The sequence below is a fragment of the Phytoactinopolyspora mesophila genome (assembly GCF_010122465.1).
In the GTDB taxonomy this organism is placed as follows: domain Bacteria; phylum Actinomycetota; class Actinomycetes; order Jiangellales; family Jiangellaceae; genus Phytoactinopolyspora; species Phytoactinopolyspora mesophila.
Window position 1 is genome coordinate 127,079 of the sequence record NZ_WLZY01000013.1, and the last position, 24,823, is coordinate 151,901.

Genomic DNA, 24,823 nt, shown 5'->3' on the forward strand with positions numbered 1-24,823 from the left:
TCCTCGTCTTACGGCGTGCCGGACTCTCGTGACAGCCGTCGGTTCTGGATCGTGATCACGACGATGGCGGCGACCGAAACAGCGGCTGACGTAGCGATACCGGGGTTGACATACGAGGGAACCCTGTCCAGCGAGTAGCCATCGTCCCAACGGCACACCGCACGCAACGGCACCCAACTGGTCTCGAGTTCGACGAACCCCTTCTGCCCGTCCCCCACGTGGCTACCGGTCCGCGCATACGAGCAACTGTGCTGCTCCGACTCCACCGAAAGCAGGTGCAGGAGGCCGAGGAGGCTTAGCAAGACAACCGGCACGATGAACAAGATCGCGAGGAAATGCACCCACCCAGCCGCGAAAAAACGCTGCCCGGCTCCGGGGCGGTGCTCGCGCTCCGCGCCGTTCAGCTGATTTCCGGCCATGACGGGGCAGTTTAGTCCCAGCATGAACGCCAGAACCGGTTCTTAGTAGGCATCGAATATGTCTCGCGGGCAGTTCGTGAGTCTCGTCGGGGGGTAGGGCGTCGACGCCATAGGCTCGTGCCGACGAACCCCGACCTGGCCCATGGAGATCGCCGTGACCGACGCCGTCCGCCCACGTACCGCCGAACGCCTGCTGAACCGGCTCGCCGCCGAGCAAGCCGACAGTAGGCTGCCGTCTGTCGCCGCTGGCCTGGTACGCGACGGCACCCTGGTGTGGTCGGCGGCACGCGGCTCGGTCGACGGGTCCGCCCCGACCGCCGACACTCAGTACCGGATGGGCTCGATCACTAAGACGTTCGTCGCCGTCTGCGTCATGCGACTCCGGGACGAGGGCCGCCTCGCCCTGACCGATCGGATCGCCGACCATCTGCCTGGCACACCGCTCGGAGGAGCGACGATCGCCCAGCTCTTGTCGCACGCCGCTGGGCTACAGGCCGAGACGGACGGCCCGTGGTGGGAACGTACGGCGGGTGGCGATTGGGACTCGCTCGCCGTCCAACTCGGCGACGGCGCGACCCGCCACCGGCCCGGCAGCCGGTTTCACTACTCCAACGTCGGCTTCGGCGTGCTCGGTGAACTGATCGCGAGGATGCGGCGCACCAGCTGGGACGATGCCGTGCGCACCGAGATCCTCGACCCGCTAGGTATGCGCCGGACGACGACGCGGCCGGTCGCACCCGCCGCCCGCGGCTACGCCGTCCACCCGTGGGCCGACGTGCTGCTGCCCGAACCCGAACACGACGCAGGTGCGATGGCTCCGGCTGGTCAGTTGTGGTCTACGGTGGCAGACCTCAGCCGCTGGGCGGCCTTCCTCGCCGGCGACACAGCCGACGTGCTGTCGGCGGACACCCTCGCTGAGATGACGCAGCCGCAGATGGTCGACGACCCGCCGGAGGCCGCCTGGCAGGCCGGCTACGGGCTAGGCATCCAACTGTGGAACCTGGACGGTACTCGATACGCCGGCCACGGCGGCTCGATGCCAGGATTCCTCGCTGTCATTCGCGTCGATCTCAGCACTCGCGACGGGGTGATCGTGATGACCAACAACACCTCGTCGCTCGGGCGCGACCTCGCCCCCGATCTGTTGGCGATCCTCGCCGCCGAGGAACCCGTGCTGCCCGACGAGTGGCGGCCGTCGCCGGTCCCCGGCACCACTCTCGAGATCGTCGGACCGTGGTACTGGGGCCCCGCGCCGTTGCTGGTCAAGGCGCTGCCGGACGGGTGGCTGGAGATCGGCGGCCTGACCGGGCCGACCCGTTCGGCGAAGTTCCGCCCGAACGCGGACGGCACATGGACCGGCCTCAGCGGCTACTACGCCGGCGAGACACTGCGCGTGGTGCGAACCGACGATGGAACCGTGCGGCACCTCGACCTCGCGTCGTTCTGCTTCACCCGCACGCCGTACGATCCAGCCGCGGACGTACCGGGCGGTGTCGACGCGGCGGGATGGAGTGCCTGATGGCGAAGCTGTACTTCTACTACTCGGCGATGAATGCCGGCAAGACGACGACATGGTGGCACTGACTCGCCAGGACGTCGATAACTCGGGCATCCTGCACTGCGTCCTGGTGGACGAAGCGCAGTTCCTGTCCCGGCAGCAGGTGTGGGAGCTGACTGAGATCAAGACCATCTGCCACACCGGCGCCAAGGCAACGATGGTGCTTCGGGTGGACGACCACGGTCGGCCCATCACCGAAGGTCCGCAGGTGGAGATCGGCGGCAACGAGCGATACATCTCGGTCAGCCGCGCCGAGTTCAAGCGTATGACCGCTGGCGATCATGGGGGGCATGGCTAGATCCGCACCCTCGGCCGGGGCGGCGCCGATCACCGAGAATCCGCCACTATGCGATGGCGACCCGCACCTTCACGTCGTCACCAGCGATAGAAGCCCACACCGGTCTTCTTGCCGAGCTCGCCGCGCGCGACCTTGTCGCGCAGCAGCTGCGGCGGGGCAAACCGCTCGCCGAGCGTGCCCTGCAAGTATTCAGCGATGGCCAGGCGCACGTCGAGTCCAACCAGGTCCGTCGACCGGAGCGGGCCCATGGGATGCCGGTAGCCGAGTTCCATGGCGGCATCGATAGCGTCGGCCTCCGCGACCCCCTCTTCGAGCATCCGGATGGCCTCCAGGCCCAGCATCACGCCCAACCTGCTGGTGGCGAAGCCCGGCGAATCGCGGACAACCACATCCGTCTTCTCCAATGCCCGGACCCAGGCGACGACCCGGTCCCGGACCAGATCCGCGGTCTGGGGCGCGAGGACGATCTCGACCAGCTTCGACGCCGGCACCGGATTGAAGAAATGCATGCCCAGGAACCGGGCCGGGTCCGCCAGAGCGGCGCCCAGTTCGGTGATCGACAACGAGCTCGTGTTGCTGGCCAGCACCGTCGCTTCGCCGGTTGCGAGCTCGGCCGTGGCCAGCACGGTGGCTTTCAGCCCAGCTTTCTCCGGCACGGCCTCCACCACGAGCTCGGCGTCAGCCGGCAGCTCTTCGATATCGGACAACATAGCGACGCGCCCCAGAACCTGGTCGGGCGTGCTGTCCAGTTTGCCCCGCTCGGCCGCTCGGCTCAGGCTGTCGCGGATGCGCCGATGCGCCGCGGTCACGTTGTCGGGATCACTTTCCACCACGCAGACGTACGCACCGGCGGCGGCGAAAACGTGCGCGATGCCGGCGCCCATCGTTCCGCCGCCGATCACACCCACCGATCGGGGCGCCGACGCCACCTGCGGATCCGTTGCCGTCTCTTCCGCTGCCGTCATCGCCATGCCCCATCCTGCCTGCGTTCCAATACGCCATGACCGCTCCGGGTCACGCCGCCTCCACCAGCATCGCCACGCCCTGGCCCACCCCGACGCAGAGCGTGGCCAGCCCACGCCGCGCGCCTTCGCGCTGCATCCGCCCCAGCAGCGTCAGGAGGATACGCGCGCCCGAACAGCCGAGCGGGTGCCCTAGTGCAATCGCGCCGCCATCGGCGTTCACCTTGTCTTCGTCGAGCCCTAAACGCCGGATCACCGCGAGACTCTGAGCGGCGAACGCCTCGTTCAGCTCGACCGCGCCCACGTCGCCCGTCGCCAGCCCGGTCCGGGCTAGTACCTTCTCCGTGGCCGGCACCGGCCCGAGCCCCATGACGTTGGGCGCCACGCCGGCGCTCGCGTGAGCCAGCACGCGCGCTCGGGGCAGCAGGCCGTACCGCCGCACCGCGTCCTCGCTGGCGAGGACGAGGGCCGCAGCGCCGTCGGCCAGTGACGACGACGATCCGGCTGTCACCATTCCGCCGGGGCGGAACACCGGCCGCAACCGCCCGAGCTTGTCCAACGTGGTGTCGCGGCGCGGCCCCTCGTCGATGCTGACCTCGCCATCCTTGACCGGCACCGGCACGATCTCAGTGGCGAACCGGCCGGCGTCGATGGCAGCCGTGGCCCGCTGATGGCTGCGCAGCGCGAACTCGTCACACTCCTGCCGCTTGAGACCGTCGAGAACAGCCACCTCTTCGGCTGTCTCACCCATCGACAGGGTGAACTTTCTTGTCTCCGGCCCGGCTTCGGCGGGCACGTCCCGGTCGGCCGCAGCGAAGCGGGGGTTGGTGAACCGCCACCCGAGCGAGGTGTCGCTCACCTCCCCCGGCCGGGCCCAGGGGGTGCCTGGTTTGGCCATCACCCAGGGCGCCCTGGTCATCGACTCGACCCCGCCGGCCACGACGACGTCGGCGTCACCGGACCGGATGCTCTGCGCAGCCGAGGCGACCGCCGTCAGCCCGCTGGCACAGAGCCGGTTCACCGTGAAGCCCGGGACCTCGTCCGGCAGCCCCGCGAGCAGGACGGCCATCCGGGCCACATTCCTGTTGTCCTCGCCCGCCTGATTCGCGGCGCCGAGAATGACCTCGTCGATCGACTCGGGCGGCACGCCGGCCCGGCGCACGGACTCACCGACGACGAGCGCCGCAAGGTCGTCGGGGCGAACGGCGCTGAGGGCACCGCCGTAGCGACCCTGTGGTGTGCGTACTCCGTCGACGAGGTATACCTCGGGCATGGCGCTCCCTCTTGACATCGACTGGGGTGCTGCATTTACTGGCCATATTATTAACCGGCCATTCGGTCAGTAAGCAAGGATGGTGGGCGCATTGCCACAGACATCCAGCAGCCGCAACCCCGCTGTGGAGATGCTCGACGCCGATGTCGCGTCTCGGGCCCTCGGAATCGAGCTGATCGAGATTGGGGAAGGCAGTGCCACCGCCCGAATGCGGGTGGTACCCACGATGGTCAACGGTCACGACATCGCCCATGGCGGCTACCTCTTCCTGCTGGCCGACACCGCGTTCGCCTGTGCGTGCAACAGCTACGGCCCGATGACCGTCGCATCGGGCGCCGAAGTGTCGTTCGTGGACTCGGCCCGCGTCGACGACGTACTCGTCGCTGTCGCGCAGGAACGCACCCGCTACGGCCGCAACGGCATCTATGACGTCACCGTATACCGCGAGACGCCGCAAGGGCATGACGTCGTGCTCGAGTTTCGCGGACGCAGCCGAACCATCCAGCGAGAAGGTGGATAGATGACCGTCACGTCCGACGATGCCTCGACCGGCGACCAGAGTCCGGCCCAGGACGGGCTGGACGCCGCGGAACGGCTCAGCTCCGCTGAGCTTCGCGACCTTCAGCTCGAACGGCTGAAATCGACATTGCACCACGCGTATCAAAACGTGCCGTACTACAAGCGCACGTTCGACGAAGCGGGCATCCACCCCAGCGACTGCAGGACGCTGGCCGACCTCGCCCGGTTTCCGTACACGACCAAGGACTCCCTCCGCGAGAACTACCCGTTCGGGATGTTCGCGGTGCCGCGAGAGCAGGTCAGCCGGATCCACGCGTCCAGCGGCACCACCGGTAAACCCACCGTCGTCGGCTATACGGCAGATGATCTGGAGACATGGGCGACGGTGGTCGCGCGGTCGATCCGTGCCGCGGGCGGCCGGCCCGGAGATATCGTCCACGTTGCCTACGGGTACGGGCTGTTCACCGGCGGGCTCGGCGCGCACTACGGCGCGGAGAAGCTGGGCTGCACCGTCGTGCCCGTTTCCGGTGGGATGACCGCGCGGCAGGTTCAGCTCATCACCGACTTCAAGCCGACCGTCATCATGCTCACGCCGACCTACATGCTCACCCTGCTCGACGAGTTCGAGCGGCAAGGCATCGACCCGAAGACCTCCTCGCTTCGCGTCGGCATCTTCGGCGCCGAGCCGTGGACCCCCGCCATGCGCGAGGAGATCGAAGAGCGCGCCGGCATCGACGCCGTGGACATCTACGGGCTGTCCGAGGTGATGGGCCCAGGGGTCGCCCAGGAGTGCGTGGAGACCAAGGACGGACTACACGTCTGGGAAGACCATTTCTACCCGGAAGTCATCGACCCGTTGCGAGACACAGTGCTCGATGACGGCGAGAAGGGTGAACTGGTCTTCACCTCGCTGACCAAACAGGCGATGCCGGTGATCCGGTACCGTACCCGCGATCTGACCCGGCTGCTCCCTGGCACCGCACGACCAGCCTTCCGCAGGATGGAGAAGGTCACCGGCCGCAGCGACGACATGATCATCGTGCGCGGCGTGAACCTGTTTCCCACCCAGATCGAAGAGATCGTGCTCCGGACCGAGGGTTTGTCCCCGCACTTCCAACTGGTGCTGACCCGCCATAACCGGATGGACCATCTCACCGTGCAGGTCGAAGCCAGTCCCGGCGTCGGACCAGCCACCCGTCACGATGCGGCCGCACACGTGGTGCGGACCGTCAAGGACACTATCGGAGTCAACACCGAGGTTGACGTCGTCGAGCCGGAAACCCTGGAGCGTTCGGCCGGCAAACTGCGCCGGATCAAAGACCTTCGCGGTGAGGATTAGATGACGTTGGGATACTCGCCATCATGACCGTCGCGCAGCCGCCCCGAGCCGGGCGTCGTGGCCGCCCTGGCTACGATCTCGAATCCCTCCTGCAGGTGGCGGCCAAGCTGTTCAACGAACGCGGCTACGACGGCACAAGCATGGAAGATCTCTCCCGCAAGCTGGGCATCACCAAGTCGGCCATCTATCACCATGTGCCCAGCAAGCAGGAGCTGCTCCGGCTGGCGGTCAATCGGGCGCTGGACGGTTTGTTCGATGTCGCCCGGCACGTGGAGTCCATGCCCGGACCGGCGATCGAACGGCTCGAGGCGCTGGTGCGCGGCAGCGTCGGTGTCCTGACCGACCGCCTGCCTTTCGTCACGTTGTTGCTGCGCGTCCACGGCAACACCAAGGTGGAGCGCGACGCGTTGGCCCGCCGGCGGGAGTTCGACCGGTTTGCCGCCGAACTGGTCAAGCAGGCGGAGGCCGAAGGCGACATCCGCCCGGACATCGATCCGGCGATGACCGCGCGCCTGCTGTTCGGGCTGATCAACTCTCTGATCGAGTGGTACCGGCCGGGCCGGGGCACAAACGCCGATGACCTCGCCGATGCCGTCTGCAAGATCACCTTCGACGGGATGCGTGTCCGGCCCACCCGTAGTGATCGCGAGCATTGACGGCAGCGGCCGCCACCCATCATTCGCGCGCCGTTGCCAAGCGTGGCGCCACCGCTGCCGGTTTGATTTACGTCACAGTGCCGCGTCCGCTACCTGCCGTGCGTGGGCGACGTGAGAACGCCGCCAGCCCGGGGCGCCGCCCGGGGAGCGACATGCCGGCGAGTGAACATAGGACCCACCACAACAATGGGCTCGGCCTGCCTGAGTTCGCGCACGGGTCCGCCCCGTAGCTCCGCCGGCGCGCGGGTCAACATGGAGAAGCCGGCACGAGAATCCGGGACCGATGACGCGCCGACCGCCGCTCCGGTCCCACCGGACGTCGCGACAGGTAGCACACCACCCGAACCGGCGAACTGACCTGCCACGATGCCCCCAGACTCGATGCCCGGCCGGTCGGCACCCGCCCCTCTGACGGCGTCGTGGCCGTCGGTTCTCACCAGCCGAGGTCACCGTCGGCCTGCTCGCGCAGTCTTTGCGTTCCCAGGGGCATCCCGGTCCGTCTCGTCATCGGATGCGGCGCTGTTCGATCCGAGCAGAGCCCGGGCGTCCCGCATCGCATCGCGCACTCGCGTGGCACCGCGTAGCGGCCCGGGCGTGGCGATCAGCGCGGGCTCCGACCTGGCGACTGACCCAGAGAAAGACCGGAGCGCAACGGTTGCGTTCTTGGTCGGGCGTGTGTTTCCCTTCTCGATGGTAACGGGACAATAACGACGATTTGGGTGATTGCTAGGTGTCGAAAGCCCGCCACAAGCACGTCCGGACGCGACGTCCACGGAGCCGCCGTATCGCCACCTACGCATTGCCCGTGGCGATGGCGGTCTCGGTACCCGCCACACTGGTCGCGTGGCCCGGGAGCACGACTGCTCCCGAGACCATCGAACTCGGGGCCGGAGACGGAAACATCGACCGGGAGGCCGCCCTGGGGCGAGGCTTGGTCGACCGGACGCCGAGGCCCTCGGCAACACCCGACGCGTTCACCGCGACGCCGGACGTCGAGGCCAACGAGACGCAAGAGGAAGAGCCGGCTGAGACACCCGAGCCGGAGCCCACCGAGCCGCCGGACGAGGAACCCTCGGAGACACCCGAGCCGGAGCCCACCGTAGCCGGCCAGATGTACGTCACCACCTCCCTCAACGTCCGAACCGGTCCGGCTACCAGCGCCGATTCCCTGACCATCCTCGCCGCCGGTAGTGAGGTCGACGTCACCGGGGAGACAGACGGCGACTGGACCCAGATTCTCCATGACGGCGCCGTGGCGTGGGTCAGCAGTGACTACCTGTCCGAAGAAGAGCCTTCCGAGGACACCGACGACACCGGCTCGGATGACACCGGCTCCGATGACACCGACAACGGCATCTCATCCGCTGAATGCCCGACCGGGTCGGCTGTGGAGTCCGGACTCACACCGGACGCCATCCGGGTTCACCGCGCGGTGTGCGCACGGTTCCCGCAGATCGACACCTACCACGGCGTGCGATCCGGCGGGGGCGCACACAGCGAGGGCCGAGCCCTGGACGTCATGGTCCGGGGATCCCTCGGCGACGAGATCGCCGAATGGGTGCGGGCCAACCACCGCGAGCTCGGTGTCAGTGAAGTGATCTGGGCGCAGCGGATCTGGACGGTGCAGCGCAGCAGTGAAGGCTGGCGCCCGATGGAAGACCGCGGGTCCGACACTGACAACCACTACGACCACGTCCACGTGACCGTCTACGGGGACCGCGGCACCACCTGATCACACCCGAACAGTGCGTTCAGGCCGGGTTGCCCCGCGGCCCTGATGCCGGAGCCCGCGCCGGCATCAGGGCAGTAGCTGGCTCCAGCTGCGTTCGTCCGCCCAGGCCGACGCCGGGTCCACGTACGGCCGTAACAGCTCGGTCAGTTCGGTGTCGGCCCGGTGGTTGAGCGCGTCCGAGGCGATCTTGCGGGCAACCCCGGCCAGGAAGTCGGCTAGTTGAACTCGCGGATCGGCACGGGAGTCGACCAGCCGTAAGGCGGCCAGCCGCCCCCGGCCCGGCACCAGATGATCACAAGCGGATGAGCCGCCGGCCATTCGCTGGAGCCGCGCCACGACCTCACGGCTCAACACGTTCTGCTCGTCGTGAATGATCGAGATGGGCTGTCCGTGCCGGCCCCAGAAGGCCACGGCGCAGAGGATGGCGGGGACAAGCGGGTCCGCTGCTGGCGGCATAGCCGTTCCGTCGACGGCGCCCGCCCGGAAAGACGCGGCCCGTTCCTTGGCGGCGCCCAGCAGCTCGACCACCTCGGCGCAGCGTCCGGATCCACCGGCCGAACGCATGATGTCGATCATGTGGAAGAACGATTCGACGGGCGCCAACACACCAGGGCGGTTCTTCGCGCGCAGCAGGTCGTTGCCTGATTCCAGAAACACCTGCCACTGCGCTCGCCCGAACGCGCGCTCGCCGTCCCGATAGAGCGTCACAGCTGCGGAGCCGTTGCGCTGATCGGTTCCGGGCACTGCCAGCCATGACTCGTCCCGACCCACCACAAGCACGTCGACGATTCGGCTGACGACGAAGAACGCCTTGTCGGCCAAGTAGACGCGGCCATGCTCGAAGATCGGTCCCGACGGGCCGAGGAGCCACGTCAAGACAGCGCGGTGCTTCTCCCGCAGCAAGTGATTCGCCTTGTACTCCAGCGCGGGCGAACCGATGCGGGCCCGGATCTCCCGAATGCACCACGCAGCCGCCTCCGCCCCGAGGTGGACGCTTGAATGCGCGAACACGTCGGTGTTTCCGCCGACGAGCCGCTCCCCCTCCGAACCGGACTCGTCGCAAGCAACCTCGAGAAGGCAGCTACTCGGCACGGCACCGGTGACCAAAGAGCATCTCCTCAACTGGAGCGTGATGCGCGAAGGCCTCTCCCAACCCATCCCACCCGGCGAACACGCGCCTGTCTACCGAGTTTCGCCTGCGGCACCTGTCATAAACCCACGGGCTCACCCCTGGGCGGACATCGAGCCCCCTGACAGTACCGTGAAGGTGGCGACTGAACGTCGCCCTGTGCCGGCCGGGCGGGCCGGCGGCTCCCGTGGCTACGCGAAGCCGACCCGGCCACTCACCAATGAGCGGCAAGAAGGATGGAGATATGTCGGATCTCAGGATCGGTGTCATCGGACTCGGTACTCGCAGCGGACTAGCCGCCCACGCGCATCGCCCGGGCGAAGGCTCGCGCGTCGTCGCGGTCTGTGATCCGGTCGCCGCACGTACCGAACGCGCCGCTGACACATTCGGAGCCGACGTCCGCGCCACCGACGACCACCGCAAGCTGCTGGAGGACGAGCTCGACGCGGTCTTCGTTATCACGCCGGATCACACCCACGCCGAGATCAGTCTCGACGTCATGCGGGCCGGTGCGGCTGTCTACGTGGAAAAGCCGCTGGCCATCAGCACTGAAGATTGTGACACGATGCTCCGCGCCGCGCGAGAGACCGGTTCGCGGCTCTACGTCGGGCACAACATGCGACACATGCCCGTCGTGCAGACCATGCGGGACATCGTCGCCCGGGGCGACATCGGCGTGGTCAAAACCGTGTGGTGCCGGCACTTCGTCGGTCATGGCGGTGACTTCTACTTCAAGGACTGGCATGCCGACCGTCGTTACGTTGGTGGACTGCTACTACAGAAGGGCGCTCACGACCTGGACGTGATCCACGCCCTCGCGGAGGGATACACCACGCGCACCAGCGCGTTCGGGGATCTCGCGGTATACGGCGGGATCACCGACCGGACCGACCGCACCGGGCACACGATGCGGGACTGGTTCGACCCGGACGGCAACTGGCCGCCTACGTCCCTCCGGGGGCTGAACCCGGTGATCGACGTGGAGGACCTCAGCGTGGTCAACCTCAGCCTCGACAACGGTGTCCTCGCCACGTACCAGCAGTGCCATTTCACGCCGGACTACTGGCGCAACTACACAGTCATCGGAACCGAGGGCAGGCTGGAGAACTTCGGCGACAGTGACGGCGCCGTGGTCAAGGTCTGGAACAAGCGCCGATCGGGGTACCGTCCGGATGCCGATCAGGAGATCACCGTCGACACCGCCACGGGCGGCCACGGCGGCGCGGATCCACGCATTGTCAGCGAATTCCTTCATTTCGCCCGCTCGGGCGGAGCCACCGAAACCTCGCCGGTGGCGGCCCGCCAGGCCGTCGCCGCCGGCATGGCTGCCACAGAGTCGCTGCGCAGCGGCGGCACTCCGGTGGAGGTCGCGCCGCTGCCCAGCGACCTGGTCGACTACTTCGACGGCGGGCAAGTGAGGACGCCTCCGCCGCACTGAACCAGGGGTGCCTTTCTCGCTGTTCGCGAGCAACCGGACGGCAATACGGAGACGAACGCTTGGCGGAGTTCAGCGCGGGTTCTCGTCCCGACAGGCTTCGGCCAGGGCGAGGAACTGAGTCCGGTCGCGGCCGTCCGCCGCGGCCGCGAGCAACTGCCAGGCACGCTCGTGTTCCGGCTCGGTGTAACGATCCGCGGCCTCCCTCCGCACTCGCGGGTCACGCAGAGCTGCTCCTGCGTGGTAGGCGAACACCGGCGCCGAGCTTTCCGTGATGTCGGGCGACAGCGTCGCCATCTCGACAATACCGAGCTGCTCCGCTTCTTCTCGGCTCAGGCCGTCGTCCATGAACTCACGAATACGTGGTGCGGGCTCATGCTCCGACGTCACCGGTGGCTGACAATATTGCTCGCCGGAGCGAACCGCGGCGCCAAGTCGCGCGCACCGATCTTCCAGCGGCTCGAGCAGATATGCGTCCTCGATACTCGAACCGGCCAACTTGCGGGCGACCACCTCGTCGACAACGATGGGGGGAGCGGCGAAGATCAGGCCGGGGTCGCCGGCCACTTCGATAAGGTGGCCGTATACCAGGTCGCCAGGGCTGAGCCCGACGGCCTCGCTCAGGTGCCGGAGTGACTTCTCCTCTCCGGTGACGTGATCGCGAACAAAAAGCTCAGTGCCTTCGACGCGGCACAGCTGGTAGACGCGGCCCGGCGTCTCTGCCCACGACCGCCCACCACCACCGAACTTGGCCAGCCCAGGGGCGTACTGAACAAGAAACACTTCGAGCATCAGCTCGTCGAACAGCAAGCAGCCGTTCACCGCGCTCCGCAACGCCGACCGACCCGCCACCCATCCGGAATATTCTGGATGAATTGAACCCGCCACGCCTTCAGCCGCTTCAGCGATCTCCCTTTGCACCCGTGCGACCAGCGGGAGTGGGAGGGTTTCGATCCATCGACCGGCTGCGGCAATGGTGAAACGCGCCCAATGCCAGGACTCGGCCTCCTCACCGAGCTCAAGCATGTCGATCAGTTGGGCTTCCCACTCGGTGCCGCCCAGCCACGGGACACCCCACAGGCAAGCCAAGGCATGTTTCAGATCGCCATGTTGCTCGGCAGCCATAGCCTCGCCGAACAATTGAAGGTGCTGCTCGGTGTACATCGGATGGGCACCACCGGCGCATTCTTCGACGAGATGGTCGGGTGCCCGACGGGACTGGGTGGACCGCCGCTGCGCGCGGCGCTTGCGAGAGCGAGATTTCGACTTAGGCATGCAGAAGATGCTCGACCCAAGAGTTCACAAACACAAGCATCCGGACGCTAACTGTGGACAACTCTGCCTCTCGGAGGCACCAGGTTGTTGATAAGTCGCGCCCACAGCCCGCTCGTGCTCAGGACAGATCACGCAGCGCGTCTTCGATTCCGCGGTGGAATGTCGGATACGCATAGATCATGTGCCGCAGCCGTTCCACGGGCACCCTGCCGTGCACGGCCACGGCCAGTGCGCCGAGCACCTCACCACCGTTCGGCCCGGCCGACGTCCCGCCGACGAGAACACCTTGATCAGCGTCGCTGATCAGTTTGATCACACCATCGTTGCCCGCCTTGTGGATCCAGCCGCGAGCCGTGGATGGCACCTGAGCGGTACCGACCTGGACGTTGAGTCCGTTGGCCCGGGCTTGGGCCTCCGTCAGTCCGACCGCGCCGATCTCCGGATCGGTGAAAGTCACCCGGGATAATGCCCGATAGTCCGCAGGCGGTCCGATCTGCCCGAGAATGTCGCGCGTGACGATGCCCGCCTGGTAAGTGGCGACGTGCGTGAACGCCCCAAGCCCCGTCACGTCACCTACCGCCCAGAGTTTGTCACCGGCTCGCATCCAGTCGTCGACGGCGATCGCCCGTGCGGACGGATCCAGCCCAACCGAGTCCACGCCGAGCGTGCTGAGATCCGCTCGCCGCCCGACGGAGACCAGTAAGCGGTCCACAGCTAGATCCGTGCCATCCGCGAGGGTCACCGTGAACTGATCGCCGTGCCGCACTCGTTCCACGCCGTTGGAGGTGTGGATGCTGATCCCGTCCGCTTCCAGCGCAGACTGCACGACTTCGGAGGCCTCTGGCTCCTCCATGGCCAACAGCCTGTCGGCCGCCTCGACCACGGTGACCCGTGAACCGAACCGGGCGAATGCCTGAGCCAATTCCAGCCCGATCGCCCCGCCGCCGAGCACCAGCAGAGACCCCGGCCTTTCTTTGGTCTCGAGAGCCTCGCGGTTGGTCCAGTACGGAGTATCGGCCAACCCGTCGATCGGCGGGACAACCGGCTTGGTTCCGGTTCCGAGCACCACGCCGCGACGAGCCTCGTAAGTGGTGCCGTCGACTTCCACCCGGCCGGGTCCAGCGAGGCGCCCCCAGCCGCGAACCAGGCGGCCTCCCTTGTCGGTGAACCGATCCGCGGCGATCTGATCGTTCCAGTCCGTGGTCGCCTCTTCCCGGATCCGCGCGGCCACGACCGCGAAATCGGGTGTCACATGAGAGTGGCCGGCCATACCGTCGATCCGGCGTGCCTCGGCCAAGAGGTCAGCGGCACGAATCATCATCTTGCTAGGGATACATCCCCAGTACGGGCACTCGCCTCCGACGAGCTGGCCTTCGACCGCCACCACGTCCAGCCCGGCATCGGCCAGCGAACCGGCGACGCTCTCACCCCCGACACCCATCCCGACCACAACAACGTCGGCCTGCTCGCTCATCACTTCTTCTCCTCGTTCAGAGGTTGACGCCGCCGTCTCGGCAGCGATTCGGGTCCGGACCGCTGAAAGCGGCATCAGCTATGTCCAGGCTGCATCCAGCGGCACGGCCACGTCCACCAAAAGCACGTAGTAGGACGCAATACCCGGCAACGGCGCGAACGAACGCGAGTAACTGCGACGGAGCCTGACAACCCGCGGGAGTAGGTGCTTGCTGGCTTTCTGTGAACTCAGCCGTCGGTAACGGCAGAGTCCACGACGGTGCTCCGCTGAACGAGGCGCCCCGAGCGCAGCTCCGCCGCGAAGGCGAGCACCATCGCGAGCATGCACGTCACCGCGAAAAGCTCGACAGTCTCTTCGATCGGTCCGTCCACCACGAAATAATGTGCCCGCTCCTGGCTCATACCCGGCGAAGGCGGGAATCGCCCTCCGAAGAAGGTCTGGTCGACCGCGGAGCCGAGATTGACGTAGAGGCTGCCGAGATGCCGAAGGCCAGAGCCGATCGCAGCCATGCCGTAGAGCACCACCGCCACCACCAGATACGGCCGGGCGGACACGGCTTCCCAGGCGTATCGCCCGTACCGGAGGACGGCGTAGAGCGGAATCGCGGCCAGCGCCGCGAAGTACGGGAAGTCCGACACCACCTGGTATGGCAGGCCGAACACTTCCGAGCCGAAATGCAGCCGAACCGCCCCGCTGATCCCGTGGCGGACATCGCCGGCCTCCTCCACCAGCATCAGGCCGAGGCCTACAGCGAGGAGGAAGAAGAACGTCGAAGCCCCCCTATACGCCGTGCCGGCCAACCGGCCGCCCAGGTACCCAGCGACGGCGATAACGACGGCGAGCATCACCCATTGGCTGACCTCGACCACGTGGTCGTTGAACAAGTACGTCCACATCGGCATCGCGATGCGGTCGCCGAATCCGTTCACGTTGACGATGTCCACCGCGATGAACAGAGTCCACGCGGTGATGACAAAAGCCGCGACGGCCAGGAGTAGGTACCGCGGCCGGATGCGGAACAACACCGGCCAGCGGCCGTCGCCGCCATCGGCTGGGCGGCCGGCCGTGTCCACGCCGGTATGACCGCCCGTCGCGCCGGGATGATTCAGCTGCTCATCGGCGGTCTCGTGTTCCAGCTGGCGAGGCATGGGAAAAGAGAGTACCCGAACTCATTCACCAGTGAGTTCGCTCGTCAGTCACGATTACCTACCATTCACATCGTCGGCGACCACGGACTCAGCGCGATATGAGCGGCCGCTGCGAATCACGGCGTCCCCGGCCACTAGGCTGTGACCACTCATGAGTAGAAACACCACGGGCCGCTACCGTCGCAGCCCAGTCCAACGTCGTCGGCTTCGGCCTCTAGCCGTGGCTATGTCGGCGACGGTTTTAGCGGCCTCGACCCTCTATGTGGTGGCTTTCCGCGAGGATGCGCCCGTTGGCTCGGAACCGATCACCCTCGACAATCCCGGAGCACATCAGCCCAGCCCTGATTCCCTCGACCGCGACTCCATTCCGTCGCGGGGCACAGGCGGAGACCGCGAGCCCATCACCGAACCTACTGCCGAGGTCACCGTGTCCGGCCCGACGGCCGGCGGCCGCGTTCAGCCAGCGCCGGTCGACTCGCCGGACTCAGCCAGCGGGCACTACCTCGTGGTCCCCGGCGGTGACGCCGCCCCAGAACGGATGTCCGGCGATACCGTCCGCTACTTGGTCGAGGTGGAAGAAGGCCTGCCGTTCGAGGCTGAGGAGTTCGCGGAGCAGGTACATACGATCCTCAACGACGAAAGAGGCTGGGGACACGACGGCAGCATGAGATTCGAACGAGTCGACGACAGCTCAGCAGCGTTTCGGGTGTCCCTGTCCAGTCCCGATCTCACCGACGAGCAGTGTTATCCCTTGCTCACCCGCGGCGAGGTCTCGTGCTGGAACGGCTCGCGCGCGATCATCAACGCTCAGCGCTGGGGCGTCGGCGCCGAGACATACGGTGCCGACATCCTCAGCTACCGGGAGTACTTGATCAACCACGAGGTCGGGCACGCATTGGGCCATGGCCATGTGAGCTGCCCGGCCGCGGGGGAACCAGCTCCGACAATGGTTCAGCAGACGAAGTCGCTCCAGGGGTGCGCCCCCAACCCGTGGCCGGCACGCTGAACCGTCAGCTGGCCTACCTCGCCTCTTCGCTGATCAGTACCCCGGTGGCGAACATCCGGTGCGAGGAGCCGAATCGCGGCCAGCAGGTCGTCAGGGTGATCCGCCGCTCGGTCGGCTCAGTGCTTCGTGGCTCACCCGGAACCGGATCGACGACCCAGGTGTCTTGAATCTCGATCTTGTTGCCATCGGGATCGCCGTTGGGTGCGTCGTCTATCTCGTAGACGTAGGTGCCGTCAGCCATGACCACTTCGATGATGTCACCCACGTGGAGCTCGGGAAACTTCGCGAACGGTTCGCCGTGCCCGGACCGGTGCGCCGCGACGGCGAAATTGCCCAGCTCACCGGGGTTCGCGCTGTTCGGGTAATGGCCCGGGCCGTTCTTCAGGTCCTCGTCTTCGACACCCTGCACCATGACCCATTCCCAGTCCTCGCCGAAACGCGGAATCCGGATCACGCCGTAGGCCTCGCCGATATCGATGTCGTCGGGCGCCAGGGCCTCACCGTCGGTTTCGCTCGAGTCGACGTCGAAGCTGAGCTCACCGCGCAGATCATTCTGGGCGGCCGCGGTCTGGAGGCCGGTGCCCCACAGCACATAGACGACGAACAGAAGAACGACGACGCCCGCCGTCATGAGGAGTTCGCCGAAGAAACCTACGACCATGCCCACGGGGCCCCGGCGTGGTGCGGCGCGGCGAGCTCCACGTCGTTTGGGCTCCGTTTCTCGTTCCATGTCCACACTGCCTCTCCTCCGCGACGCGGCTCTCGGATCACGTCCCACCAATCGTCCGGATAACGCCCGCTGGGCAGCCCGAGTTCCTTGCCAGCAAGCGTCGTACGCTCGGCACCTACGCACCTGTTCACCAACGACCCCACGAGGTTGCAGCCCATGCCGAAATCGCGACGTATGACCTTCACCGGCACCGGAGGCGAGGAGCTGGCCGGCCGGCTGGACCTACCTCCGGGTCCGCCACGCGCGGTCGCCCTGTTTGCCCACTGTTTCACCTGCGGCAAGGACGTGGTGTCCGCTTCTCGGATCTCGCGGGCGCTGACCGAGCTCGACATCGCGGTGTTCCGGTTCGACTTCACCGGGCTCGGCGAGTCCGATGGCGAGTTCGCCAACGCGACGTTCAGCTCCAATATCGAGGATCTGGTCCGGGCCGCCAGCCATCTTCGCACCACTTTGGCCGCGCCGAGTCTGCTCATCGGTCATTCGCTCGGCGGCGCCGCCGTCATCGCGGCAGCGAGCGAGATCCCGGAGTCCCGCGCGGTGGTCACCATCGGCGCTCCGGCCGATCCGGCACACGTAGCCGATCTGTTCACCGCCGAGCACGCCGAGATCGAGGCGGCCGGCGTATCCACCGTGCGCCTGGCCGGCCGGTCTTTCCGGGTCCGTCGCGAGTTCTTGTCCGACATCGCTGCCCAGCCGCAAACTGACCGAATAGCCGAGCTCGGACGGGCGTTGCTGGTCCTGCATGCCCCCGGTGACCAGCTGGTCGGTATCGACAACGCACGGCAGATCTTCGATACCGCCCGGCACCCGAAGTCTTTTGTCAGCCTTGACGACGCAGACCACCTGCTCTCCGACCGTGCCGATGCGATGTACGCCGCCAAGGTGATCGCCGGATGGGCCGACCGGTATCTCCCACCGGCTCCGGCCCGGGACACCGATGTTCCGGACGCAGAGCCGGGCACGGTCGTGGTGACCGATATGAGCGACACAGGCTTCACTCAGCGCATTCAAGCCGGCAAGCACATCGTGATCGCCGATGAGCCGCCGTCCGCCGGTGGAGACGACCTCGGTCCGACGCCGTACGGCCTGCTGCTCGCGGCCCTCGGATCCTGCACGTCTATGACGATGCGCATGTACGCCCAGCGCAAGGGCTGGCCGCTGGAGTCGACGACCGTCAAGCTCCAGCACAGCCGGATCCACGCCGAAGACTGCACACACTGCGAGACCAGACAGGGAAAGCTGGACCACATCACGCGCGCCATCAGCATGGAGGGGGACCTCGACGACGACCAGCGGGCTAGGCTGCTCGAGATCGCCGACAAATGTCCTGTGCACCGGACGCTCGACTCTGAGATCGTCATCGAGACGTCAGAAGACGACGCGTCGGCGGCGCCCTGACGGCGGCCGGGTCAGCTGGTCACGGCGTTCAACATCGCCTGGATCTTGCCCCGCAGCCGGTCGACGCTGAGACCACGACGGCCGGCGCCCGCGATCTCGTCGAACACCAGACCGTCCAGGAAGGCGCTGAAGTCGTCGGCCTTTTCTTCGGCTTCGCCGACGCCGGCGGCTTCGAGCTGGGCGGCTACCATGGCCCGGATTCTGGCTCCGGCCACGACGAAAGGCGCTCGAAGTTCCGGGCGCCGGGTGGACTCGACACTCAGCTCATATCGAGCCAGTTGCCGGTCTCGGCCGACCGTCAGCCACTGATGGACCAGCACGGCGGCGGCGTCGGCAAACTGATCAAGGTCTCCGGGTGTGAGCGCGGGAATCTCGACGGCGTCGTGTTCGACGAGTTGGTCCACGATCGCGCGCAGCAATGCGTAGCGCGTGCGGAAATAGTACGACGTCGACCCCTCTGGCAGCCTGGCTGTGCGGTCGACGGCGCGGTGGGTCAGCCCGCGCATGCCTTCCCTGGCCAGCGTGGTGATAGCCGCTTCCGCGATCTCGACACGACGAGACACACATCACCCCCTGATCCGGCCTACGCGCGGCCCATCGCCTCTACTATTGTAGAGGCTGCTACAGATGTAGAGGAGTTCACATGAAGGCGATCATCATCGGCGGCGGTATCGGCGGCCTCTGTGCCGCAACGGCGCTGGCCCAGCGCGGATGGGACGTCGAGGTCCTCGAACGCGCCGCACAGTTCACCGAAGTCGGCGCGGGGCTGTCGCTGTGGCCCAACGCCTTGCGCGCCCTGGACGCACTGGGGCTGGGCGATTCGATCCGGGAACGGGCCCTCATGAGCGCCCAGGCCGGCATCAGGACGGCGTCCGGCTCATGGCTTTCGCGCACGGACACCGACGAGCTGGAACGACGTTTCGGCCGGCTCGCCATGGTTCACCGCGCCGACATCCTCGACATCCTGAGCGCCGCCGCACCCAGCGGTTCCCTCCGGGCCGGCGTCACCGTTCACGAGGTCCAGCCCGACGGCACAGTGCTGCACACCGACGGTGTCTCCACGGCGGACCTGGTGGTCGCGGCAGACGGCATCCACAGCATCGTGCGCAGGTCCGTCTGGCCGGACGCCCCGTCGCCGCGTTATGCGGGCTACACCGCATGGCGGATGGTGACCGAGCCGATGCCGATCGACGAAGGGGTCGAGTCTTGGGGCCGCGGGCAGCGTGTCGGCTACGCGCAGCTCCCAGACGGACGGGTCTACTGCTACGCCACGGCGAGCGCGCCCGAGGGGACGTCCAGCACCGGCCTCGCCGAACTTCGGCAGCGCTTCGGAGACTGGCACGAGCCGATCCCGGCGCTCCTGGACGCCACCGCCGACGATGCAGTGCTCCACCACGACATTCACGCGCTGCCGCCGCTGACCACGTATGTCTCGGACAAGATCGCTCTGCTCGGCGACGCCGCGCATGCGATGACGCCCAACCTGGGACAGGGCGCCTGCCAAGCTCTCGAGGACGCGGTGGTTCTGGCGGGGCTCCTGGCCGGTAGCGACTCCGTCGCGAGCGCCCTGAAGGAGTACGACCACGCCCGTCGGCCGCGGACCCAGATGATCGCTCGCAGCGCTGATCGGATCGGCTCGGTCGGGCAGTGGTCCTCGCCGCCAGCCGTGGTCTTGCGCAACGCCGCGATGCGGCTGGCGCCGGCTTCGTCCTTCTACCGTTCCCTCGCGCCGATCCTGAACTGGAGCGTATGAGCCGGGCGGCCCGGTCACCGGTTCCACTCCGCCCCATGCCGCCCACCAACTACGACGTTGCGTCGCATACTCTGGCGCTGTGCACGAACCCGGCCGCGGAAAGGTACGCGCGGCACGCGGGCTGGTCATGGCGGCAGCCTGCCTGCTGCTGCCTGCTGCTGCGCACATGGCGGCCGGCGGCAGCGCACCCATCCAGCTCGAGTTCGTTTTCGCGGCCGGGCTACTGAGTATCGCGTGTGTCGCGCTGGCGGACCGCCGGCGCAATCCCGCCGAGATCACCACGGTTGTGTTCCTGACGCAACCGCTGTTACATCTCCTGTTCAGCCTGGCCGGACACGACCACCCCACTGCGGTCGGCACCGGGGCCATGCTGGTCGCACACATCGTGGCCGCCGCCTGCATGGCGGTCCTGCTCTGTGGCGCCGAGGCTGTGGTGTGGGCATTCGCGGCGTTGTCCACGACCATCCTGTTCAGCCGAGCCCGTCAGCTCCTGCGTTCGCAGCCGATCTCCGCGGCGAAACGCTGCGTACCGAACACGCTGTGCGATGCGCCTTCTCTGAGCACCATGTTCGTGGCAACCTCGGCACCGCGGCGTGGGCCGCCGTCGGCAGCTGTTCTCTGACGACACCCGCACGGCCCCGTGAACAGCTCAACACGACAGGTAGACAGATGATCACTTCTTGCCGCACACGTGCACGCCCACACAGCGCCCGAACCACACGTGCCCGGATCGGAGCCGCCGTCGCCGGCGCGCTGGCCGGATCGGTTCTGATCGCCGCTCCACAGGCATCGGCACACAACGCGCTCATCGACACGAGCCCGGACGACGGATCGACAGTGAGCACTCAGCCCGGAACGGTCGAGCTGGTCTACGACCAGTTCGTCCAAGACCAATTCACTCAGGTGGCCGTCCTCGACGCGGACGAGAATCCGTACCACGCCGGTGAGCCGGAGGTGGACCACAACACCGTCACCCAGGCCGTCGAGGACCTGCCGGACGGCGAGTACACGGTCTCCTACCGGGTCATCTCGGCCGACGGGCATCCGGTCAGCGGAACCTTCACCTTCACCATGGCGGCCGGCGATTCAGATGAGGCGGTCGCTCCGGCGAACAACGACGACGACACCGCCGTCGACGAGGAAGCCGGTGCCGACGAAGCCGAGCCTGAAACCACGGGCGGCATCAGCCCGCTGGTCAGTGTCGTCGTGATCGTCGCCGTGGTTACCGCCGTCGCCGCGTACTTCATCCGCCACCGCCGCGGCCGGAGGGAAACAGCAGATCCGGCCCGGAATGGCGGCGCACCCGATTCTCAGAGAGACTGAAGCTCGATGACCGTGAACACACCCGCGGCGCCGCCGGCCACCAGCCGGTGGGGTGCCGCCGCCGTGGCCATCGCCCTGCTCGCTTTGTTGGCCGCCTTGGCAATCGGTGGGGGCGGAACCGCCCTCGCCGTTCCCGGGCTGGGTGACCCCGGCGAGCTGACCAGGTGGGGTCTGCCGGTGGCGAGACTCGTCATGAACGGCGCCGCCGCGGTCACGGTCGGGCTGATCGGGCTGGCCGTCATCCTGCCTGCGCACAAGGGTGAGCTCGGACGAGACGCGTTACGCGCTCTCAGGGGAGCTTCCTGGAGTGCCTTGGTATGGGCGCTGGGAACGGCGGGCGTGCACCTGCTCACGCTGTCCGATCTCATCGGCCAGCCGATACAGCAGGCCCTGGGCGGCGAAGGGTTCAGGTCGTATACCGCCAGTGTCGCCCAGGGACAGGCCTATGCCGCGGTGGTGGTGCTCGCACTCGCACTCATCCCCGCGGCCCGCCTGACGCTCGGCCACGGAGGCGCCATCGCGCTGTTGTGCCTGGCGCTGGCCACGATGGCGCCGCCGGCGCTCGTCGGCCATTCGTCCAGTGGCGACTATCACCACTCCGCGACCACCTCGATCCTGATCCACGTGGTGGCGATGGCGCTGTGGGTCGGCGGCCTGGTAGCGGTGTCCTGGTATGCCGGCGAACGTGGCCGCGAGCTTCCCCGGGTGGCGCGCGCCTTCTCCGCGGTGGCGCTGGGATGCTTCTTCCTGGTCGCCTCGAGCGGCGTGCTCAACGCCTGGGTCCGGATGAGTTCGATCAGCGAGCTCTTCACCACCGAATACGGGTTACTGCTTCTGGGCAAGGTGGTGGCGCTGGTCGCACTCGGGTTCTTCGGTCATACCCATCGGCAGCGAACGCTGCGACAGCTCGACTCGGGCCAGCCGAGGACGTTTCGCCGACTCGCGGCCGGCGAGATCCTCGTCATGGCGGTGGCGCTCGGACTCGCTGTAGCGCTCAGCCGCACCGAACCACCTGTGCCGGACGAGATCCCGGGCATCTCCCGGGTACGCGAACTGCTGGGCTTCCCCATTCCGCCGGAGTTCACCGCGTCCCGGCTCGTGACCGAGTTCTACCCGGACGCCTTGTTCGCCATCGGCTGCCTGGCGGCGGTCCTGTTGTATCTCGGCGCGGTGATCCGGCTGCGCCGCCGCGGTGATCGCTGGCCGGTCGGGCGGAGCATCGCCTGGCTTTCCGGCGTCGCCACCGTGGCATTCGTCGAACTCTCCGGCGTCATGACCTACAGCATGACGATGCTCTCAGTGCACATGGTGCAGCACATGACCCTCATGATGGTCAGCCCGGTGCTACTGGTGCTGGGCGGGCCGATCACGCTCGCGCTGCGGGCCATCAAGCCGGCCCGCCGCGGTGAGACAGGTATCCGCGAGCTGCTCATCGCCGGTGTTCAGAGCCGCGTGGCTCAGGTTCTGACGCATCCGGTCGTGGCCCTGAGCTTGTTCATCTCCGGCTCGTTCATGATGTATTTCAGCGGGCTGTTCGAAGCGGCGATGCGCAACCATACCGGGCACATGCTGATGAGCCTGCATTTCCTGACGGTCGGCTACATCTTTTACACGATGCTGATCGGCATCGATCCGTTGCCCAAGCGCCCGCCGTTCCCCGCACGCATCGTCCTGCAGTTCCTGGCGATGGTGTTCCACGCGCTGTTCGGCTTGGCGATCATGGAGTCGTCCAGGCTGATCGCCGGCTCCTACTACCGCGAGCTGGGTGAGGAGATCGGCTGGCTGCCCGACCCGTTGAGTGATCAGGTCTTGGCAGGGCAACTCACGTGGGCGTTCGGCGAGCTACCTGCCCTCGTGATCATCGGCATTATCTTCGTGCAGTGGTATCGCTCCGACGAGCGCGACGCGCGTCGATTCGACCGCAAGGAGAGCAAGGCCGAGGCCGAGCGTCTGGCATACAACGAATACCTGCAGAGTCTGGACGAGCGCAGCAAACGCCGCTCAGGCACACCGTGAGGCTGAGAACCGGGCCGACGGAGGTCGTTGCCGCGCCCCGCCGGCCCGGATCCTCAACTGACGAGTTCGTAACCAGCCTCAGTGACCGCGGCGCCGATCGATTCGCGTTCGATCGGTTGGGCACTGGTGACGGTCAACCGACCAGTGGCGAGATCCACGTCCACGTCGGTCACGCCCGCGATCTCGCTGACCTCTTCGGTCACCGAAGAAACGCAATGACTGCAGGTCATACCCTGCACGGTGTAGGTGGCGGTACTCATCGAGATCCCTTTCACGTACGTCTTGGCCTACAGGTGTTCACCCGGCACCCGGCGCGCCACGTGCCGATGCTGCGAGATGTCAGGAGCGGACCAGCCGGCCGATCGCGTCGGCAGCTTCCTTCACTTTGGCGTCGAGCTGTTCGCCACCCTCGTTCGCCGCGTCAGCCATACAGTGCTTCATATGGTCGCTGAGAAGACCCAGCGCCACGGCATCGAGCGCCTTCTTGGCGGCTGACACCTGCGTCAGGATGTCGATGCAGTATGTCTCCGACTCCACCATTCGCTGGAGGCCACGGATCTGCCCTTCGACCCTCCGTAGCCGTGCCAGAAGCTCATCCATGTCGCTGATGTATCCGACCATTGCCTCATCCCTCCGTCTTCAGCACTAACACCTTACCCCCCTACCGTATTTCCGCACACAGGCGGCAGTGGATTTCGACCCAGGCGAAGCCGTGCGTTAGACTCTTCACGCTTCAACAGGACAGGTAGCTCAGTTGGTAGAGCGTCCGCCTGAAAAGCGGAAGGTCGCCGGATCGATGCCGGCCCTGTCCACAGCCTGGCCAGCGGCAATACTGTCGCTGGCCAGCTGTCGTTTACCCACCTTGCCCGCCATTCACCGACCGTTGTTGCACGCAGGCTGCACGCGGACCACCGTGAGACGTGGCCTAGAACGGTGAGCGGTGCCGCCCCGGCCGAACCTGGCGCCGTGGCACCTTGATTCGTTGAACTCCTGAAGGCCTAACGATCGGCCCCTTCGAGTCCGAGCCCGGACTTGTGATCTTCTAGGCGGCCCCGCCGGGAGCTGGAACCTCCGCGACGGGGCCTGGACCGAACCTGCAAGGAGGTTCAGCCGTGGAACCCAACCTACACACCGTCACGATCTCCGGTGACGGTGATCTTGTCTACACATGCACAGCGATTCGCGACGGGAATCGCTGGCTCATCCGCCGCGCCAGTCAACCTCGCATCGACGTTCACGCGCGGCTGCTCTCCCCCGAGTTCACCCACTGAGGTGTTCATCGATGGGTCAGTGGGGTGTTGACGTGCGGGTTTGGTTGCTGGGGTGGGGTGGAGGGGTCACTAAATATTCGGTTGGTCGGTAGTCTCGGCGGGTGGCATC

Annotated in this window: 25 protein-coding genes, 1 tRNA gene and 1 pseudogene; 15 read left to right on the plus strand and 12 right to left on the minus strand. The window is 66.8% G+C overall.

Going from position 1 to position 24,823, the window contains the following annotated elements; all coding sequences use genetic code 11:
• Positions 1 to 8 precede the first annotated feature (8 nt).
• Positions 9 to 419 carry a hypothetical protein gene (locus F7O44_RS26735; protein ID WP_162453378.1) on the minus strand — a complete coding sequence of 137 codons (411 nt, stop codon included), beginning with the start codon at positions 417 to 419 and terminating at the stop codon, positions 9 to 11.
• Between the two features lie 142 nt (positions 420 to 561).
• Here F7O44_RS26735 and F7O44_RS26740 point away from each other — a divergent pair, with 142 nt between their 5' ends.
• Both F7O44_RS26740 and F7O44_RS31380 read left to right on the plus strand, forming a co-directional pair.
• Positions 562 to 1,938, plus strand: a complete 1,377-nt coding sequence (locus tag F7O44_RS26740) for a serine hydrolase domain-containing protein (RefSeq protein ID WP_162453379.1) — start codon at positions 562 to 564, stop codon at positions 1,936 to 1,938.
• Positions 1,938 to 2,275, plus strand: a pseudogene (locus F7O44_RS31380) (thymidine kinase). The gene F7O44_RS26740 and the pseudogene F7O44_RS31380 overlap by 1 nt, the downstream one beginning before the upstream one ends.
• A 77-nt stretch (positions 2,276 to 2,352) precedes the next feature.
• Here the strand turns inward: F7O44_RS31380 and F7O44_RS26750 are convergent.
• The gene (locus F7O44_RS26750) at positions 2,353 to 3,246 is read right to left on the minus strand and encodes a 3-hydroxyacyl-CoA dehydrogenase family protein (RefSeq protein WP_222851740.1); all 894 of its coding nucleotides are present in this window, start codon (positions 3,244 to 3,246) and stop codon (positions 2,353 to 2,355) included.
• Positions 3,247 to 3,289: 43 nt separating this feature from the next.
• A complete protein-coding gene (locus F7O44_RS26755; protein WP_162453380.1) occupies positions 3,290 to 4,510 on the minus strand; it encodes a thiolase family protein in 1,221 nt (406 codons plus the stop codon).
• A gap of 130 nt (positions 4,511 to 4,640) precedes the next feature.
• Between F7O44_RS26755 and paaI the strand changes: the two genes are divergently transcribed.
• The 3 genes from paaI to F7O44_RS26770 are packed head-to-tail and all read left to right on the plus strand — an operon-like array spanning position 4,641 to position 7,024.
• Complete coding sequence (paaI, locus tag F7O44_RS26760) at positions 4,641 to 5,030, plus strand: hydroxyphenylacetyl-CoA thioesterase PaaI (protein WP_162453416.1); 390 nt, start codon at positions 4,641 to 4,643, stop codon at positions 5,028 to 5,030.
• Positions 5,031 to 6,368: a phenylacetate--CoA ligase PaaK gene (paaK, locus tag F7O44_RS26765; protein WP_162453381.1), complete on the plus strand. Its 1,338-nt coding sequence runs from the start codon at positions 5,031 to 5,033 to the stop codon at positions 6,366 to 6,368.
• Positions 6,369 to 6,391: 23 nt separating this feature from the next.
• Positions 6,392 to 7,024 carry a TetR/AcrR family transcriptional regulator gene (locus tag F7O44_RS26770; RefSeq protein ID WP_162453382.1) on the plus strand — a complete coding sequence of 211 codons (633 nt, stop codon included), beginning with the start codon at positions 6,392 to 6,394 and terminating at the stop codon, positions 7,022 to 7,024.
• A gap of 89 nt (positions 7,025 to 7,113) precedes the next feature.
• Here F7O44_RS26770 and F7O44_RS26775 read toward each other — a convergent pair whose 3' ends face one another.
• The gene (locus F7O44_RS26775; RefSeq protein ID WP_162453383.1) at positions 7,114 to 7,461 is read right to left on the minus strand and encodes a hypothetical protein; all 348 of its coding nucleotides are present in this window, start codon (positions 7,459 to 7,461) and stop codon (positions 7,114 to 7,116) included.
• A gap of 293 nt (positions 7,462 to 7,754) precedes the next feature.
• Between F7O44_RS26775 and F7O44_RS32135 the strand changes: the two genes are divergently transcribed.
• Positions 7,755 to 8,756, plus strand: coding sequence for a VldE C-terminal domain-containing protein (locus F7O44_RS32135; RefSeq protein ID WP_162453384.1), 1,002 nt, complete (start codon positions 7,755 to 7,757; stop codon positions 8,754 to 8,756).
• A 66-nt stretch (positions 8,757 to 8,822) separates the two neighbouring features.
• On the opposite strand, the gene F7O44_RS26785 is transcribed toward F7O44_RS32135, so the two are convergent.
• Entirely contained in the window at positions 8,823 to 9,863 is a 1,041-nt protein-coding gene (locus tag F7O44_RS26785; protein WP_222851742.1) for a hypothetical protein, read from the minus strand.
• 266 nt (positions 9,864 to 10,129) lie between these two features.
• Between F7O44_RS26785 and F7O44_RS26790 the strand changes: the two genes are divergently transcribed.
• Complete coding sequence (locus tag F7O44_RS26790; protein WP_162453386.1) at positions 10,130 to 11,323, plus strand: Gfo/Idh/MocA family protein; 1,194 nt, start codon at positions 10,130 to 10,132, stop codon at positions 11,321 to 11,323.
• 69 nt (positions 11,324 to 11,392) lie between these two features.
• On the opposite strand, the gene F7O44_RS26795 is transcribed toward F7O44_RS26790, so the two are convergent.
• The 3 genes from F7O44_RS26795 to F7O44_RS26805 all read right to left on the minus strand — a co-directional run bounded on the left by F7O44_RS26795 (position 11,393) and on the right by F7O44_RS26805 (position 15,217).
• A complete protein-coding gene (locus tag F7O44_RS26795) occupies positions 11,393 to 12,595 on the minus strand; it encodes a hypothetical protein (RefSeq protein ID WP_162453387.1) in 1,203 nt (400 codons plus the stop codon).
• Positions 12,596 to 12,713: 118 nt separating this feature from the next.
• A complete protein-coding gene (locus F7O44_RS26800; protein ID WP_162453388.1) occupies positions 12,714 to 14,069 on the minus strand; it encodes a dihydrolipoyl dehydrogenase family protein in 1,356 nt (451 codons plus the stop codon).
• Between the two features lie 227 nt (positions 14,070 to 14,296).
• The gene (locus tag F7O44_RS26805; protein WP_162453389.1) at positions 14,297 to 15,217 is read right to left on the minus strand and encodes a hypothetical protein; all 921 of its coding nucleotides are present in this window, start codon (positions 15,215 to 15,217) and stop codon (positions 14,297 to 14,299) included.
• 265 nt (positions 15,218 to 15,482) lie between these two features.
• Between F7O44_RS26805 and F7O44_RS26810 the strand changes: the two genes are divergently transcribed.
• Positions 15,483 to 16,223 (plus strand): DUF3152 domain-containing protein, encoded by a 741-nt coding sequence (locus F7O44_RS26810; RefSeq protein WP_222851743.1) that lies wholly within the window; start codon positions 15,483 to 15,485, stop codon positions 16,221 to 16,223.
• Between the two features lie 13 nt (positions 16,224 to 16,236).
• Here the strand turns inward: F7O44_RS26810 and F7O44_RS26815 are convergent, their stop codons facing one another.
• A complete protein-coding gene (locus tag F7O44_RS26815; protein ID WP_162453391.1) occupies positions 16,237 to 16,953 on the minus strand; it encodes a class E sortase in 717 nt (238 codons plus the stop codon).
• Positions 16,954 to 17,109: 156 nt separating this feature from the next.
• Between F7O44_RS26815 and F7O44_RS26820 the strand changes: the two genes are divergently transcribed.
• The gene (locus F7O44_RS26820; RefSeq protein WP_162453392.1) at positions 17,110 to 18,351 is read left to right on the plus strand and encodes a bifunctional alpha/beta hydrolase/OsmC family protein; all 1,242 of its coding nucleotides are present in this window, start codon (positions 17,110 to 17,112) and stop codon (positions 18,349 to 18,351) included.
• A gap of 11 nt (positions 18,352 to 18,362) precedes the next feature.
• Here F7O44_RS26820 and F7O44_RS26825 read toward each other — a convergent pair whose 3' ends face one another.
• Complete coding sequence (locus F7O44_RS26825; RefSeq protein ID WP_162453393.1) at positions 18,363 to 18,914, minus strand: TetR/AcrR family transcriptional regulator; 552 nt, start codon at positions 18,912 to 18,914, stop codon at positions 18,363 to 18,365.
• Positions 18,915 to 18,994: 80 nt separating this feature from the next.
• Here F7O44_RS26825 and F7O44_RS26830 point away from each other — a divergent pair, with 80 nt between their 5' ends.
• From F7O44_RS26830 to F7O44_RS26845, 4 genes are all read left to right on the plus strand, one after another.
• Positions 18,995 to 20,104, plus strand: coding sequence for an FAD-dependent oxidoreductase (locus tag F7O44_RS26830; RefSeq protein ID WP_162453394.1), 1,110 nt, complete (start codon positions 18,995 to 18,997; stop codon positions 20,102 to 20,104).
• Positions 20,105 to 20,183: 79 nt separating this feature from the next.
• Positions 20,184 to 20,726: a hypothetical protein gene (locus tag F7O44_RS26835; RefSeq protein ID WP_162453395.1), complete on the plus strand. Its 543-nt coding sequence runs from the start codon at positions 20,184 to 20,186 to the stop codon at positions 20,724 to 20,726.
• 47 nt (positions 20,727 to 20,773) lie between these two features.
• Positions 20,774 to 21,427, plus strand: coding sequence for a copper resistance CopC family protein (locus tag F7O44_RS26840; protein WP_162453396.1), 654 nt, complete (start codon positions 20,774 to 20,776; stop codon positions 21,425 to 21,427).
• 6 nt (positions 21,428 to 21,433) lie between these two features.
• Positions 21,434 to 23,443 (plus strand): bifunctional copper resistance protein CopD/cytochrome c oxidase assembly protein, encoded by a 2,010-nt coding sequence (locus F7O44_RS26845; protein ID WP_162453397.1) that lies wholly within the window; start codon positions 21,434 to 21,436, stop codon positions 23,441 to 23,443.
• A 53-nt stretch (positions 23,444 to 23,496) separates the two neighbouring features.
• Here the strand turns inward: F7O44_RS26845 and F7O44_RS26850 are convergent, their stop codons facing one another.
• Together F7O44_RS26850 and F7O44_RS26855 are read right to left on the minus strand one after the other, a co-directional pair.
• A complete protein-coding gene (locus F7O44_RS26850) occupies positions 23,497 to 23,703 on the minus strand; it encodes a heavy-metal-associated domain-containing protein (protein WP_162453398.1) in 207 nt (68 codons plus the stop codon).
• A gap of 79 nt (positions 23,704 to 23,782) precedes the next feature.
• Entirely contained in the window at positions 23,783 to 24,064 is a 282-nt protein-coding gene (locus F7O44_RS26855) for a metal-sensitive transcriptional regulator (RefSeq protein WP_162453399.1), read from the minus strand.
• Between the two features lie 118 nt (positions 24,065 to 24,182).
• Here F7O44_RS26855 and F7O44_RS26860 point away from each other — a divergent pair.
• Positions 24,183 to 24,255 (plus strand) — tRNA-Phe (locus F7O44_RS26860).
• Positions 24,256 to 24,555: 300 nt separating this feature from the next.
• Positions 24,556 to 24,714, plus strand: a complete 159-nt coding sequence (locus tag F7O44_RS26865; RefSeq protein ID WP_162453400.1) for a hypothetical protein — start codon at positions 24,556 to 24,558, stop codon at positions 24,712 to 24,714.
• The last annotated feature ends 109 nt before the right edge of the window (positions 24,715 to 24,823 follow it).

Bases quoted from the DNA above. Each gene is read 5' to 3' on its own strand.
- F7O44_RS26750 (WP_222851740.1), bottom strand. From the start codon at position 3,246: ATGGCGATGACGGCAGCGGAAGAGACGGCAACGGATCCGCAGGTGGCG.
- F7O44_RS26800 (WP_162453388.1), bottom strand. From the start codon at position 14,069: ATGAGCGAGCAGGCCGACGTTGTTGTGGTCGGGATGGGTGTCGGGGGT.
- F7O44_RS26805 (WP_162453389.1), bottom strand. From the start codon at position 15,217: ATGCCTCGCCAGCTGGAACACGAGACCGCCGATGAGCAGCTGAATCAT.
- F7O44_RS26815 (WP_162453391.1), bottom strand. From the start codon at position 16,953: ATGGAACGAGAAACGGAGCCCAAACGACGTGGAGCTCGCCGCGCCGCA.
- F7O44_RS26795 (WP_162453387.1), bottom strand. From the start codon at position 12,595: ATGCCTAAGTCGAAATCTCGCTCTCGCAAGCGCCGCGCGCAGCGGCGG.
- F7O44_RS26850 (WP_162453398.1), bottom strand. From the start codon at position 23,703: ATGAGTACCGCCACCTACACCGTGCAGGGTATGACCTGCAGTCATTGC.
- F7O44_RS26830 (WP_162453394.1), top strand. From the start codon at position 18,995: ATGAAGGCGATCATCATCGGCGGCGGTATCGGCGGCCTCTGTGCCGCA.
- F7O44_RS26790 (WP_162453386.1), top strand. From the start codon at position 10,130: ATGTCGGATCTCAGGATCGGTGTCATCGGACTCGGTACTCGCAGCGGA.
- F7O44_RS26840 (WP_162453396.1), top strand. From the start codon at position 20,774: ATGATCACTTCTTGCCGCACACGTGCACGCCCACACAGCGCCCGAACC.
- F7O44_RS26820 (WP_162453392.1), top strand. From the start codon at position 17,110: ATGCCGAAATCGCGACGTATGACCTTCACCGGCACCGGAGGCGAGGAG.
- F7O44_RS26735 (WP_162453378.1), bottom strand. From the start codon at position 419: ATGGCCGGAAATCAGCTGAACGGCGCGGAGCGCGAGCACCGCCCCGGA.
- paaK (WP_162453381.1), top strand. From the start codon at position 5,031: ATGACCGTCACGTCCGACGATGCCTCGACCGGCGACCAGAGTCCGGCC.
- F7O44_RS26740 (WP_162453379.1), top strand. From the start codon at position 562: ATGGAGATCGCCGTGACCGACGCCGTCCGCCCACGTACCGCCGAACGC.
- F7O44_RS26755 (WP_162453380.1), bottom strand. From the start codon at position 4,510: ATGCCCGAGGTATACCTCGTCGACGGAGTACGCACACCACAGGGTCGC.
- F7O44_RS26855 (WP_162453399.1), bottom strand. From the start codon at position 24,064: ATGGTCGGATACATCAGCGACATGGATGAGCTTCTGGCACGGCTACGG.
- paaI (WP_162453416.1), top strand. From the start codon at position 4,641: ATGCTCGACGCCGATGTCGCGTCTCGGGCCCTCGGAATCGAGCTGATC.
- F7O44_RS26845 (WP_162453397.1), top strand. From the start codon at position 21,434: ATGACCGTGAACACACCCGCGGCGCCGCCGGCCACCAGCCGGTGGGGT.
- F7O44_RS26770 (WP_162453382.1), top strand. From the start codon at position 6,392: ATGACCGTCGCGCAGCCGCCCCGAGCCGGGCGTCGTGGCCGCCCTGGC.